The sequence below is a fragment of the Pseudomonas sp. GW531-T4 genome (genome assembly GCF_017349615.1).
GTDB lineage: Bacteria > Pseudomonadota > Gammaproteobacteria > Pseudomonadales > Pseudomonadaceae > Aquipseudomonas > Aquipseudomonas chlororaphis_I.
On record NZ_JACMZT010000022.1, the window covers coordinates 1 to 15,083 of the forward strand.

General features: G+C 54.5%; 7 protein-coding genes. 4 read left to right on the plus strand and 3 right to left on the minus strand.

Annotated features, from left to right (window positions below; genetic code table 11):
- Positions 1 to 300: 300 nt before the first annotated feature.
- On the minus strand, positions 301 to 1,584 hold the full coding sequence (locus J4D28_RS18230) for a CdaR family transcriptional regulator (RefSeq protein WP_009047541.1): 1,284 nt from the start codon (positions 1,582 to 1,584) through the stop codon (positions 301 to 303).
- 224 nt (positions 1,585 to 1,808) lie between these two features.
- On the opposite strand from J4D28_RS18230, the gene J4D28_RS30730 reads away from it, so the two are divergent.
- The 3 genes from J4D28_RS30730 (at position 1,809) to J4D28_RS18245 (ending at position 5,143) form a co-directional block, all read left to right on the plus strand.
- Positions 1,809 to 2,078 carry a YtcA family lipoprotein gene (locus tag J4D28_RS30730; protein WP_087945447.1) on the plus strand — a complete coding sequence of 90 codons (270 nt, stop codon included), beginning with the start codon at positions 1,809 to 1,811 and terminating at the stop codon, positions 2,076 to 2,078.
- A gap of 9 nt (positions 2,079 to 2,087) precedes the next feature.
- The gene (mdtN, locus tag J4D28_RS18240; protein WP_037005677.1) at positions 2,088 to 3,140 is read left to right on the plus strand and encodes a multidrug transporter subunit MdtN; all 1,053 of its coding nucleotides are present in this window, start codon (positions 2,088 to 2,090) and stop codon (positions 3,138 to 3,140) included.
- 119 nt (positions 3,141 to 3,259) lie between these two features.
- A complete protein-coding gene (locus J4D28_RS18245) occupies positions 3,260 to 5,143 on the plus strand; it encodes an FUSC family protein (RefSeq protein WP_232290996.1) in 1,884 nt (627 codons plus the stop codon).
- Positions 5,144 to 5,225: 82 nt separating this feature from the next.
- Here the strand turns inward: J4D28_RS18245 and pqqA are convergent, their stop codons facing one another.
- Positions 5,226 to 5,300, minus strand: coding sequence for a pyrroloquinoline quinone precursor peptide PqqA (gene pqqA / locus J4D28_RS18250; RefSeq protein WP_080684161.1), 75 nt, complete (start codon positions 5,298 to 5,300; stop codon positions 5,226 to 5,228).
- 293 nt (positions 5,301 to 5,593) lie between these two features.
- Here pqqA and J4D28_RS18255 point away from each other — a divergent pair, with 293 nt between their 5' ends.
- A complete protein-coding gene (locus J4D28_RS18255) occupies positions 5,594 to 8,005 on the plus strand; it encodes a membrane-bound PQQ-dependent dehydrogenase, glucose/quinate/shikimate family (RefSeq protein ID WP_009047544.1) in 2,412 nt (803 codons plus the stop codon).
- 583 nt (positions 8,006 to 8,588) lie between these two features.
- Here the strand turns inward: J4D28_RS18255 and J4D28_RS18260 are convergent.
- On the minus strand, positions 8,589 to 14,570 hold the full coding sequence (locus J4D28_RS18260) for a VCBS domain-containing protein (RefSeq protein WP_103331403.1): 5,982 nt from the start codon (positions 14,568 to 14,570) through the stop codon (positions 8,589 to 8,591).
- Positions 14,571 to 15,083 lie beyond the last annotated feature (513 nt).

Below are 15,083 nucleotides of genomic sequence, written 5' to 3' on the forward strand. Positions count from 1 at the left end.
AAAACCCCAGGACGTAAATTATTAGGTTTAAAATTCCGATAGTATAGATTGATTTTGCGGGTTTGTCGTCTTTCAGAATGAGGAAGGATGTGCAAGTTGCTAGTAGAAATCCAAAAACCGGTCCCCAGTAAGGGATGGTCGGGACGGATAAAGACAAGATGAAAAGTATATTGGAAGTGAAAAGCAGGCGAAAATGCCTTGTTTTGATTTTTTTATACATTTTCGCTTTTCTATGGTTGTTTTATGGTCAGTAATCAGCTGGCACTTTCTGAATGTTTTCAAATTTCGGTCTAAGGGTATCTATTCTTTTATCGACTTGTTGAGCGAGTGTCGGCGAAGTTTCAAGGCTATATCCAGCCGGCTAACCCAGTTAATGTCATCCAGGCTGGCGCACAGTATGCTTTCAATGCGTCCCAGTCGATAGTTAAGGGTGTTTGGATGGATTCCCAGATACTTTGCAGTAGGGGTGCGACGTCGACTCTGAAGGAAGTAAGTCTCCAGGGTCAAGAGGAGTTCCGGCTCGTTAGCCAGTTGTTCTATTAGTGATACAAGGAATCTCAGTATGTTCTCGCTGCCTCGTACACTATCTTCAATCAGGATGCTCGAATAACGTCGAATACGAATGCCGGAGTCGTCATTTGGATAGAAATCAATAGCCTTGATGGCCTCGCTTGCAGAGCTGATCCATCCGGAAATACCTTGATTCATTAGGCCAATCCCGACTCTTTTCAGGTTCGGGATCAAGGGGAATAAAGAAGTGGCTGATTTGGCGATGCGCTGGTCGCATTGGCTTATAGTCTCGCCGTGAACCCGGGGCATCCAGATTATTAATTTGTCGTGATACCAGGTTCTGACCAGTTCTTTTGCAGGTATCTTGAAGTTTCTTGAAACTGACAGGAGTAGCCGGTCGAGTTCACTCTCTCGTAGAGAAGGCTGTTCCGTTTGCAATAAGACATCCAGCGCCAATGCCACCCACGGAGCACTTGGGTCAAGGCCAAGAGCCAACAGGATTTCCTGGAATCCTTCCATATCCTGGGGCGAATGAAACAAAATATGATAGAGCCGTTGGTTCAGGCTTTCCCTCCATCGAGTATTTTGTATCTGTTCATTCAAGTAGGCTTGAAGTATTTCTTCCGTGACTTCGTCAAAGTACACAAGCATAAAGCTGGATATATTGAACAACATTTCCTTGAGAAGGTCGTTGTCATCTTTTGCACGATCAAGAAAACCCAACCATATTTCGCGCAATCCAAGGCTGAATCCTCGCATCAGCGATGGAAGGGGAACGCCTTGATGGAAGCGCCGCCTGCCAATTTCTTCTAATGCGTTGCGCGATTCGTTGGATAAGCACTGGCTAGTTAATAATGATTCGCACCAAAGTCGTGCAACGAAGTCGAGTGAGTCCTCTAAATCTTTTCGAGCTTCGGTGGTCAGGTCCGTATAGCCGTCCATTTGGGTGAGTACAAGGTGAATTTTACCGGTTATTGACGTCGGACTATTGGCGATTTCCTGTGTGATTTGCCTGAGTTGTGGGCTGATTTGGGGAGCTGTGACCAGTATGTTAGCTCCTCGTGCATTGCTCATGTCTTTCACCGCTATTTAGGGCCAGTAAGGCAAATCCAGTTTGCATTTGGTTTCGTATAGCAAATCGGCAGATCTTCCTGTCTAAATGGTGAAATGTCTTTGTGAGTTTTCACAAATTGGTTGTCAATTATTCCTATTCCATGAGCCTGATGCTGCAGATAGTTTAGATAAGAAATGTTCAATCAGGCTGCTGGTGGTCACCAGTCGTCATCTTGGGGATCAGAATGCCATCACCCACGCTCTCCAAGCAGGCACTTTTGCTTGTCAGTCTGCTACTTGGCGGATGTAGCATTTCACCTTCACTTGTACTTTTCGGTGCCGCATTTCCCGACTGGTTGTTCTGCATCGTCGGAGGCATTCTCGGGGTGACGATAATTCACCTGTTTTTAGGACTGTACAACGCGCACGAACGCTTCTCTCCCTTAGCATTAAGCTATCCAGCCCTCACTAGCTTGCTGGCGACGCTGCTGTGGCTCGCGGTTTTTCATCAGTAGGGGCCTTGCATGACCGAAGCTATTGCAACTCCTCGTCGAAGCCGCCTACCTGTCTTCCTGATAGTCCTATTGTCTTTTTTAACGCTGGGTTATGTGATCTGGCAGATAGAGAACAGCCCCAGCACTGATGATGCTTATGTCTATGCCGACTCAATCGATGTCGTCCCGGAAGTAAATGGCCGTATCGTTGAATTGCCGGTGCACGATAACCAATTAGTCAGGAAAGGCGATTTACTTCTCCGTGTCGATGCGCGCCCCTATCAGGATGCATTGGATCAGGCAAAGGCGCGCTTGGTCACTCTTGATAATCAAATAGCGCTGACCCAACGAAGTGTAAATGCCCAGACATATGAAGCAGCATCCGCAGTTGCGGTGATTGAGCGGGCCCGTGCTCAGGCCAAACAAGCAAACGATACGCTGCAGCGGCTGGAGAAGTTGCTGGCTCGAGGTTTCGTTTCGGTGGAGGCGGTTGACCAGGCGCGTACCCTTCAGCGCTCAACGGCCGCTGAACTGAATACGGCCATGTTGCAGGCCAAGCGAGCCTCCGCGGGCATCAGCGGGGTGGATGCCCTGGTCGCTCAACGTGCCGAAGTAGAGGCCCAGATCTCTATTGCTGAACTGAATCTAGAGTTCACCGAAGTGCGCGCGCCTTTCGATGGGCGAGTGGCTTCGCTTCGAACCACTGTCGGACAGTTTGCCACAGCCAATAAAGCCATCTTTACACTCATCAATTCGCGGCATTGGTACGTAGTAGCCAATTTCCGTGAGACAGATCTGCGGGACATCAAGGCGGGGACCCCAGCTAATCTTTATTTGCTCGGCGATACCAGTAAGCGCTTCCATGGCCAAGTCGACTCTATCAGCTTTGGTGTTCTCCCTGATGACGGCGGAACCGTGGTGGAAGGGCTTCCACGCGTCCAACGCAGCATTAATTGGGTAAGGGTTTCTCAGCGTTTCCCGGTGAAGATCTCAGTACTGGACCCTGATCCGGAACTCTTTCGAGTTGGAGCCTCTGCGGTAGCGGTACTGAGCCCTCGCGAAACGGCAGAAAACAGCAAATGACTACGAGCCCTGATCTGTATAGCGGGCCCGAGCGTCTGTACCGATTTCTAATGGCTCAGATGCGGCCCTATCCTGGTCGGCTCAATTTGATGATGCGAACACTACTAAGCTGTAGTTTGGTGATCATCATATCAATGGCTCTACAGGTCCCTTTCCTCGCTCTGTCTTTGATCGTCGTATTTTATGTGACGCAGACCAACGTCGTTTTGACGCGAATGGTAGGAACACTGTTTATCCTAGGTGTGACTCTTGCCATAGGCCTGTCCATTCTTCTTCTGAAGTTCACTTATGCCTACCCTTTGTTGCGAGTGCTGGGGGCAAGTACGCTGTTCTTTTTCAGCGTTTACTTGATGCGCGTGACCAAGATTGGCGTTGTTTTTTTCATCGTTGGAATCGTAGTCATCTATGTGCAGACCTTTGCTGATCTTACCGATCAGGCTGAGTTGGTCTTGCGCCTTGTGATGTGGGTCTGGGTCGCTGTTAGCTACGCGATACTCCTGACATTGCTGATCAATACCCTGTTGCTACCTGTGGAGCCGGCAAGACAACTGGAGGACCATCTGCGTGGTCAATTAAGAGTAGTAGCCGGTCGTATTGACGGGACAGGAAGTACGGCGGACCTGTCGCCGGAGAACATTCAGCGGAGCCTGCTGGCTTCGCAGCAACTCTTGCGTTTTATTAATATGCGCGACTCTCGATTTCTCACTAGGCACACCGCGTATTTTTCGCGCGTTGGCGCTATCTCACGTCTCCTTGTATTGGCTTCGCAGCTACCCGCCAAATCAATTATTACGCCGGAAATAGAAAACCTACGTCGAGCCGTGCTTGCTGTAAATGTATCTATGCACACGACTCGCTCTCATGACGGATCGCAAGAAACACCACAGTTAAGCGTCTTGAGCTTGCCAGGAGCTTATGAGGAGCTACAACTGGCATTACTTCAAATTCAGGAAGGTGAATTTTTCGACTCTATAAAGGCTCCAGCGAAAGAGTCCAAGAGTCTATTCGCGGCGGATGCCTTTGTTAATCCAGCGTATGTGCAGTTTTCCCTGAAGACGCTGTTTGCTGCACTAATTTGCTATCTGTTTTACACCGCCAGCGACTGGCAGGGCATCCACACTATTATGCTCACATGCTTGATAGTCGCCCAGCCAACTCTAGGCGCTTCCGCCCAGCGCGCATACCTTCGTTTAGGCGGCGCGCTGGTGGGCGGGTTTCTTGCCTTGGTGGCGATGATCTGGGTAGTACCTGATATTGATGGAATTGTTGGCCTGCTGTTTATGGTTCTACCAGTAATGGGGCTTGGGGCCTGGATCGCGGCAGGTTCGGAGAGAGTCAGTTATGCAGGCATCCAGATTATTTTTACTTTTTCCTTGGCACTGCTGGAACAGTTCACCCCCAATACGGACTTGACTGATATACGTGATCGTCTGATTGGGGTCCTGCTAGGGGTTGGTATATCGCTGGTCATTCATCGATATCTATGGCCGGAAGCGGAAGGGCAAAGCTTACTCAATCGCCTGGCGAAGCTAATAAGCAGTGTTTCCGGTTCATTGCAGATAAACCGATCTGCGAATAAGAACTCTCTTGATCTGAACATCTGGAGCGAACTTCGTGACTGCGAGGCAATGTTGGCGAGGGTTGCCTTGGAGCCTGGGTGGCAGACCGGAGAAAGCAAACAAGAGGTGCTGATATTTCACTTGCAGGAAATACTGGAGCGAATACGTTCGATTGTGATGGCCAGCGATGCTCTGCAAGTGGAGTTAGCCCATGCTCGACAGCCTGATCAGTTTGCCTCGGTATTGCCTGAGGTGCTCGAAAGCGCAAAAGGCTATCTGGAAAAATATGCCGAGATTCTAAGAAAAGCTGATTTTAAAAGACCCGATGTAGAGGCGCTTAAAGTATTGGACAGCTATGCGGGAACCAATGCGAATAGCTCTTTGTTGGAGTCGCGCATGCGAAATCTTCTTTTGAATATCAAGCTTTTACCTTATTCGCTGTAAATCAGCGGAAAGCTTGTGTGCGCTGCTGATAGATATGGGTTCGCCAGGCCAAAGAAGCCCCGGCGAACTGGGGCGGAAGGTATCAGCGATTTGCGAAGTAAAGAGTCACTTCGAAACCTAGGCGCAGGTTTGTAAAGCTGGGTTTTGTCCACTTCATAATGAGAACCTCAGGGTGGTTGTTGCAGGTTGATTATATATCAGTATGAGGAGGTGGCTGGCTATGTGAGTCAATAATTTTCTTCAAGAAATATGATGCTGTGACTTTTCAAATAGACATGGAGGCCATGTTCTTTTTGCGGCTGCCTGTGTCTTGTTGGTTATGTTTTTATTTGAGCGGTGTGGGTTTTGATGTGGTTGAAGATGCTTGAAACATAGTCTGATTCTCAACGGAGGGGATGAAGGTGCTTTTGGTTGTTTTAATATAAAAACCTGGCATGAGGTATGATTGGTATGGAAATCAAGACGATCGCTCGGCAATCTAGATTGCGTGTTCTAGTATCGGGCCTGTTGATTGTGACAGGGCTCTTGTTCCTGATCCAAGGAGGTTATTTAGCATTACTTGGTGGGGCAACCTACTACGTGGCAGCAGGCGTGGGAATTCTAGCGTCTGGCGTATTGATTTATAGATCCAGGCTGGTCGGAGCGTGGCTGTTCTGTTTGGTCTATGCAATAACCCTTGGTTGGACCGTATGGGAGGTTGGCTCCAGAATATGGGGGTGGGTACCGCGCGTAGGCTATCTAACCGTACTTGCAGTATTGGTTTGTATCGTTCTTCCAGAGCTGAAGGGTGGAAAGAACGATCCCACCCCTCGTTTATTTTGGCGTAAAGTTTTAATCGGCCTATGTGGGGTATGTTCAGCCATTGCTTTTGGGCTCGCCTGGATTCCACAGGAGACCTCTTATGACCTGGGCAACTATCCATCTGCGCAAGTGAAGAGCCCAGTTGAGGCTAATAAGCTGGCAAATGTGGATTGGAGCGAGTACGGGAATAAGAATGCAACTCGCTATTCGCAACTGAACCAGATCAATACAAGCAATGTCCGCGATCTCAAGGTCGCCTGGGTTTACAGAACAGGAGACCTTCCACCCAAGGGCAAAACGAATAAATGGGCCGCTGAAACTACGCCGATAAAAATCGGTGACGGTGTCTATATTTGTACGGCTACCAATAACCTTGCGAAGCTGGATCCGGTTAGCGGAAAACCAATATGGACATTTGATGCCGGGACCAAGTATGAAAGTGTGCCTTATACCGCAGCCTGTCGCGGAGTAAGTTATTACCGATCGGAAACCACCGCGCCTGACGCCCAATGCCATAATCGAATTGTTGAATCGACGTTGGACATGCGTTTGATCGCCGTCGATGCAGATACAGGGAAACCGTGTCAACAGTTCGGTGAGAATGGTCAGGTAAACCTGTTGAAAGGGTTGGGAGAAACAGTACCTGGTTTTGTAGCCTCTACATCTCCGCCTGTTATTGTCAATGGTGCAGTTGTTGTAAACCATCAAGTGCTGGATGGGCAGAAACGATGGGCGCCATCAGGTGTTATCAGGGGATATAACGCAGATACTGGCGCTTTTCTCTGGGCATGGGATGTCAACCGTCCGGGAGTTACCACCGAGCCTGAATCAGGAGAGGAGTATAGCCGTGGTACTCCAAACTCTTGGGGGCCGATGACAGGGGATGAACAGCTCGGCCTGGTGTACGTTCCAATGGGGAACTCAGCAGCCGACTATTACAGTGCGTTGAGAAGCGAGAACGAAAACAGAGTTTCCTCTTCCGTTGTAGCGCTGGATGCGACCACAGGCAAAGAGCGCTGGGTATTTCAAACCGTTCACAAGGATGTATGGGATTACGATATAGGTTCTCAATCCACTCTTTTTGACTTTACCGACAAAGGAGAGAAAGTTCCGGCAATTATAATACCGACCAAGCGGGGGCAAACTTTCGTTCTTGATCGGAGAAGTGGAAAGCCTCTCACCGCTGTAGAGGAACGCCCAGCGCCAGCAGGTAACGTACCCGGAGACCCTCGTTCACCCACACAACCTTGGTCCGTTGGCATGCCTCGCCTGGGGTTTCCCGATCTAACGGAAGAAAAGATGTGGGGGATGACGCCGTTTGACCAGATGTACTGCAGGACCAAATTCAAACAAGCTCACTATGTAGGCGAGTTTACTCCGCCTGTAATAGGACGACCTTGGATTGAATATCCTGGCTATAACGGTGGTAGTGACTGGGGCAGCGTTTCTTATGATCCGCTTACCGGGGTGCTGATTGCAAACTGGAACAATACCCCTATGTATGATCAGCTCTTGAGTCGTGAAGAGTCTGATCGGCGTGGACTTCGTCCAATTGACGACCCTAAGTTTAATACTTCCTCCGGAGGTGCCGAAGGTGCGGGCGCGATGGCTGAAACGCCTTATGGTATTGATGTGACGCCGTTTTTAATGCCGCTGACGCAGGTTCTTTGTAATGAACCGCCATTCGGTATGATTACTGCGATCAATATGAATAATCAGAAAGTCATTTGGCAAAAGCCACTGGGAACAGCCCGGGCAAACGGGCCATTCGGACTTCCGACCTATCTGCCGGTTGAGGTTGGTACACCGAATAATGGTGGTCCCATCATTACCGCGGGGGGGCTGGTTTTTATTGCGGCAGCTACTGACGGTTTGATTCGCGCCATTGATATAAAAACAGGAAAAACTGTCTGGGATGACGTTCTTCCTGCGGGAGGGCAGGCCACCCCGATGACCTACTCGATAAATGGGAAGCAGTATCTGGTAATTACTGCTGATGGCCATCATTTTATGAGGACCCCGGTCGGAGACTATGTAATAGCATATGCATTGCCTGAGTAGGCTCTGCAAAGTTGCTTTCATTTGATCTTGTGGTGAAGCGTGGAGGTCAGTTTTTCTGACCTCCGTGTTTTAAGTTCTGATATTTCTATGATTGTTGGAATTCTTGTTATTCCATTGTTTGTGGAGGCTGCTCAGAAAGCTATAGGCTGATCTCTTAACTGAATTTTAGGCGGATTCAAAATGTCTAAGTTTCTGAGGTTGATCTGTGAGTTGTTTTTTCTAGGTGTTTTTTTGGTGGTTGCGTGGAATGTGCTGGAGATCATCTTTTTAAAGCTAGGATTTGACGTTTTTTGTTTTGTTTTTTGGGGCTGCTAATGATTTCTGGATGATGTGATTACCATGTAATCAATAGCTATTTTACTGGGTTTGTTTTGCAGTAGATCAGGTTGAAGGAGTGACACCTGTGGTGAGTCCCTCTCTCCCGTTATTTTCACGAAAAGCCCCGTATTTACGGGGCTTTTGCGTTTCTGGCTGTTTTATTTCCCTCGCGTGTTCCCCCATCTGGATTTCGAAAAGTTGACTGAGGGGCCACTCGATTCACATCGAGCATACTGACCCTCCCAGTCAACTCCAGCCCAATGCATCACGCCGTCAGCGTATGGTCGGCTTCCCCAAACCAGGTGCGCACCAGATCGGGGCCGGGCGTGCCAATGTGGTCGAGCACCGCGACATCGACGAAGTGCTTGCCATTATTGGCGCCATCGGGATCCACCTGCACCGTTATGTCGCTGCCGGACTGCGCCAGTTGGACAAAGTCGGCCACCTGGCTGGTGCCGCTGACGAAGTTGGCGTTGAGCAGCGTGGAGAGGTCGAGGGTGTCACCTTCGGCGAAGTTGTAGTCGAGGATATGGTCGCCGCCTTCATTCGCGTTGAGGTAGGCGAACATGTCGGCTCCCGCGCCGCCGCTGAGGCTGTCCTCGCCGCCACGACCCACGATGATGTCGTTGCCGTCGCTGCCGCTGAGCGTGTCCGCGAGCATGCTGCCCACCAGTGTGCCGCTGGATTGGCCGTGGTAACTGACCTGGGTGCCGGCTTCGCCGCCATCGGTGACCTGGAAGTCTTCCGCCGAGTAGTGTCCCAGCAGGTTCACCTCGGCTCGATGTGCGCCGTCGTCCACCGTCAGCAGGCCGCCGGCGCCAGAGGCGTTGGCGGTGTAGCTGAGCTGGGTATTGGCACCGAAAGCGAGATCGCCGAACGTCAGCAAGTCATCGCTCTCGAGGCCGAGGATGCCGACCAGCGACCCCGCTGCTTCAGCCTGGGCGATCACCAGCGAGCCGGCGCCTGCGCCGTGAAAGGCGACGGAGGTGTGTGCGGCACCGGCGAAGGTCAGGCTGGCGTCGCCGTCGATGGTCGCGCTGCCATTGCCGGTCACGTCGGCCAGCAGGCGCAGGTCGCCACCGTTGGCCCACAGATGGCCGGTGTTTTCGACCGCGCTGGCCACTGTCATGCCGCCTGTGCCGGTGGACTCCAGTACACCGCTGTTGCTGATGGTGTGGGTGCCGGTGTCGAGCACCAGGCTGTTCATGCCGCTGGCCAGGATCAGCCCCGCATTGGCCAGTATCATTTGCCCTGCACCCAACTGGCCGGCGCCGGAAATGCGGTTGTCGACATTGGTCAGCACGGTGTCGGCGCTGCCGCCGAAAATCACATTTTGCGCGTTGTCGGATAGCAGTACCTGGCCGCCACCGGTCAAGGTCGCGCCACGGAACAGAATCTCCAGGCTGGTCTCGTTGCCGGCGGAGCCGAGTTCGATGGTGCCGCTGTTATGGAGGCCGCCACCGAACGGCATGATCGCGCCGTCGGCAATGGTGAGGGTACCGCTGTTGTGGGTGAGTGGGTCCGTATCGAACCGGAAGTTCGCTTCGCCCAGGTCCGCCGCATCGACGCCTTTGAGGGTGACCGTCTGGCCGGAGCCGATGCTGACCAGGGCATTGCCGTTTGCGTCGTTGCTGATGCTCAAATCAGCGAAGGCGGTGACGCCTGTGAAGCCGATCAAGTCGATCTTGTCCGCCGCGACGTCGAAATTGTAGATCTGGTTGTTACCGATCGGCTGGGCGAAGACGAACGTGTCGGCACCGGATGAGCCGGTCAGGTTGTCGTCAGCGGACAAGGCGAAGATCGGCGAGCCGGGGGCATAGACTTCGACGTTGTTGAACACATAGGCGCTTGCGCTGCTGCCGTCACTGTTGCTCCAGTACAGGTTGACCTCAAGCACCAACGCACCCGCGAAGTCGCTTGAGGTTGTCACGGTCAAGGCACCGGGATCGTTGGTCTGCACGATCCAGGTGCCGTCGCCATTGTCGGTTCCTGCATTGAACACCCACCCCGAAGGAACGCCGCTGATGGCCACCGTTACGGGGCCGTCAATCTCGGCCGGTGGAATGTCGAGGGCCAGGTTGATGGGCTCGCCGGCAACGCCTGCCGGAAGGTTTGCACTGCTCCCGGCAGCCCCAGCATTACCCGCCAGGTCGGTGTAGCTGTTCGCGGCAACGTCGACTTTCACGCTACCGCCCAGCGTTCTGGTCAGCGTCGCGGTGTAGGTATCGCCATCGACCTGGGTAAAGTTACTGAAGGTTCCGCGGGGCGCTCCGCTCGTCTTAGTCACCGAGACATCCGAAAGGCTGAAACCGCTCACTGCCTCACTGAACTGGAATGTGACCGTCGACGTAGAGCCGATCGAGCTGCCCAAGGCCGTTCCCGTCACTGTCACCGTTGGCGGTACGCTATCGACTGGCGTCTCGACAACGTTCTGCACGTTTACCGTAAGGGTCTGCGTGTCGGTTCCGCCATTGCCGTCGGCCACCTGGACGTCCACAACGTAGGCATTGTCGCCGTCGGTACCCCCGATATCCTGGGCATTTTCGTAATCGGGGGCCGAATTGAACGTCAGCACTCCGCTCGAACTGATCGAGAATTTGCTGAAGTCCGTGCCGGCCGTATTCAGGATCGAGTAGCTCAGTGTCTGCGCGGGTAGATCGGCATCGCTCGCCACCACCGTCGTGACTGCCGTGGTGTTCTCCGCCACGTTGACCGAAGCCGTCGCACCCCCGCCGTTGGAGGTGATCACCGGGCTGTTGTCGTTGACGCCCGTCACGGTTACCACGATCGTCTGGTCGTCAAACAGCGTGCCGTCCGACGCCCGCACAATCACGTCATAGACATTGTTCGTTCCCGAATCGGTCGGTGCTTCAAAGTTGGGGGCAGAGATAAAGCTCAATGCACCTGTGCTGGTAACGATTGAGAACTTCGCGGCATCCGCTCCGCCGACGATGCTGTAGCTCAATATCTGTGCCGGCAGATCGGCATCGGTTGCCGCCACGGTCGTGACCGCTGCAGTGTTCTCCTCCAGGTTGATCGAAGCCGTCGTACCACCACCGTTGGAGGTGATGGTCGGCAAGTCATTGCTGCCGGCGATATGCACGGTAACCGAGGTGAGGGTGCCGTCGGCACTGCTCACGGCGAAGGTGTCGGTGTAGGTGGTGCCGGCGGCGAACTCGTTGTGCGCGGAGTCGGCGACATAGGTCCAGGCACCGCCGGTGTCGATGGAGAATTTGCCGTAGTTGCCAGCGGTGTCGGTTTGGGCAATGAAGGTTGCGGCGCTGTCGACGTCGCTGATGGTCAGGCTGCCGGCGGTGGAGATGTCGGTGGCGGCATTGGTCTCGGTGAGGTTGGCGATGCCAGTGGACAGCACGGCGGCATCGTTGGTGCCGAGGATATGCACCGTGACCGAAGTGAGGGTGCCATCGGCACTGCTTACCGCGAAGGTGTCGGTGTAGGTGGTGCCGGCGGCGAACTCGTTGTGGGCGGAGTCGGCGACGTAGGTCCAGGCACCGCTGGTGTCGATGGAGAACTTGCCGTGGTTGCCAGCGGTGTCGGTTTGCGCGACGAAGGTCGCGGCGCTGTCGACGTCGCTGATGGTCAGGGTGCCGGCGGTGGAGATGTCGACGGCGGCATTGGTCTCGGTCAGGTTGGCGATGTCGGCGGACAGCACGGCGGCATCGTTGGTCCCGAGGATATGTACAGTGACCGATGTGAGGGTGCCATCGGCACTGCTCACGGCGAAGGTGTCGGTGTAGGTGGTGCCGGCGGCGAACTCGTTGTGCGCGGAGTCGGCGACGTAGGTCCAGGCACCGCCGGTGTCGATGGAGAATTTGCCGTAGTTGCCAGCGGTGTCGGTTTGCGCCTGGAAGCTTTCCGGGCTGTCGATATCGCTGACGGTCAGGCTGCCGCCGGTAGTCAATGGAGCATTGGTTTCGCTCAGCGTGACGCTGGCCGAGGACAGTACGGCGGCGTCGTTGGTACCGGTGACAGTGATCGTCACCAGCTGGGTGTCGACGCCGCCCAGGCCATCGCTGACCTGCACGCTGAACACTTCGTCATGACTTTCGCCCGCCTTGAGCGATTGCACCGCACCGGCAACGCCATCGGTGCCGTTGGCCAGGGTGTAGGTCCATTGGCCGCTGCCGTCCACGGCAATCGAGCCGTAGCTGCCAGTTGGCGAGCCATTGATGGTCCAGATAGCGGAGGCATCGTGATCGATGTCGGCCGAGCTGAATTGACCGCTGACGCTGAGGGTGGTGTCTTCCTGCGCTGCGCCGGCATCATTGCCGCTGGCGAAGCTGAGTACCGGCGCATCGTTGCTACCGGTGACAGTGATGGTCACCTGTTGGGTGTCGACACCGCCCAGGCTGTCGCTGACCTGCACGCTGAACACTTCGTCGTAACTCTCGCCCGCCTTCAGCGACTGCACGGCACTGGAGACTCCATCGGTGCCGTTGGCCAAGGTGTAGGTCCATTGGCCGCTGCTGTCCACGGCGATCGAACCGAAGGAGCCGGTGTTTGCTCCGACGATGCTCCAGGTAGCGGTGGCGGCATGATCGATATCGGTCGAGCTGAATTGACCGCTGACGCTGAGGGTAGTGTCTTCCTGCACTGCGCCGGCATCGTTGCCGCTGGCGAAGCTGAGTACCGGCGCGTCATTGCTGCCGGTAATGGTGATGCTGACGGTCTGCGTCGCCGATGCAGCGTTGGCCGCGCCGCTGTTGTCGGTGGCGACCACCCTGTACGAGAAGGTGATGGTTTCACCCGCGCCGAGGAAGTCGAGGTTCTGGCTGCTGCTGTAGTCCCAGCTGTTCTGATCGACCGAGAAGCCGGCCACCAGTGCCGAAGCTACACCCGCATCGAGCGTGCCACCGCTCCAGGCGATGTCACCGTTGGCGGTGTGCGACACCGTCACCACGTCGGTGCTGTCCAGATCGGCAAAGCTCAGGGCGCCGCTGTCGCTCAGTGTGGCCGCAGCGTTGCCTTCGCTCATGGCGCCGGTAGTGTCGGCAATCGTCAGCGTCGGTCGGTCGTTGGTACCGGTGAGGGTAATGGTCACGGTCTGCACCGTGCCGTCGCCGATCGCCACGTTATAGGTCTGGGTGACGGTCTGGCCTTCGCCGAGGAACTGCAGGGCAGCGTTGTCTACCGCGAAGTGCCAGTCCAGCGAGCCGCTGCCCGTGCCGGTGCTGTCGTTCAGCGGGTCTGTAGTGAAGCTGCCCAGGTAGCCCGAAGCGCCCGGCGTGACGGTAACGCTGTGGCTGTCGATCAGGTCGGCGTCGGTAAAGGTGATGTTGCCGCTGGCAGCGTAGTCGCCGCTGTCTTCCTTGGCATCTCCGCTCTGTACGCCGCTGGTGATCTGCACCTGGTCGTTGGTACCGGTGATGGTGATGGTCACATTCTGCGTTGTCGACGAGCCATGCCCGTCACTGACGGTGACCACATAAGTTTCGCTGACCGTCTGACCCTGAGCCAGGGACTGGGCTGCCGCGTTATCCAGGGTGTAAGTCCAGTTGACGGTGCCGTTGGCCGTATCGGCGGCTTCCGTCACAGAGGCGAGGGCGAAGTTGCCCAGCGCTGTGGCATTGCCTTGTGCCGCCACGAACGAGGCGGTATGCGTGTCGCTCAGATCGACATCGCTAAAGGCAATCGTGCCCGTCGCGCTGTGCGAGTCGGTCGGGCTCGCTGTCGTGGCCGCATCTTCGGTCACGGTACCGGCCTGTGTGCCGAAGCTCATCGTCACACTGTCATTCGCACCGGCAAATTGCACCTGCGCAGTGGCCCAACTGAGTGTGCCATTGCCGAGACGAATCGCGTACGTAAAGCTGTCTGTCAGGGACGCTCCGGCAGCAAGCGCTTGAAGTTGCGCCTTGAAAGCCGTCGATAAGGTCGCGGCGTCGTAGCCGACTTTTCCATCCGACGTAATCCAGATTTTTGCACCATTGAAGCTGGTGTCGGAACTCGTCGCCTCGACTCTGCTCGTGTCCTGGACCAGGAGATCGGCCGGAGCATAAATCTTGGTAGCAGTAGAAAGGCTGGTCGCGTTATCGAGTGACCAGAGTGTCTTTGCATTGCCGCCCAGGTCATTGGACATGACGTCCAGATACACGATCCCCAGCAGGTCTTCAGTGATGGCTGCGCTGCTCGTGCCAATGACACCTGTAGTGAAAATGTCGTCCTGCGCCTGCGGTGTATTGGAAAACGAAGTGGTGGTGCCGCCGCTGGTCGTTGTAGTGGTAGCCATGTCTTTCTCCCGAGAATGCTTTTTTTAGAATCGCCAGGTCCTGCTGACAGGACGAAGTCCCATGCTTGTACCGCTCAGGGTGTCAAGGAGCGGTGCGAGCTGATCCCGGACATCGTCGGCCGTCTGGGCCTGCCGGAAGAGGGACGCAGGTGGCGTGCAGGTGAAGAAGTTCGCCGTACTTGAAAAGCGAGTCGCAGGAGCGGTTGGGCGAACATGAGCCCAAGCCTGGAGCTGCGCTGCGCAGGGTGCGCAATAGCCTGAGAGCACCCATATGAAAGGGACTCCTGAAGTAATGGCTGGATGAATCTGGGTCATTCTGATCCAGGGATACGGCCATTCCTGATATCAGTTGGATAGTTGTTTAGTTGTGGGGGCAGGCCTTGTAAAGGTGTTAACCGGGAGTAACAGTACGAAGTGCCAATATTCCGACGGGCGGGTGTTTTGGTGTCAATATTGTGTCGATGTGTTTTTGGCGAAATGCTCGCAGGTACCCGGCACTGATGCGGCTCAATT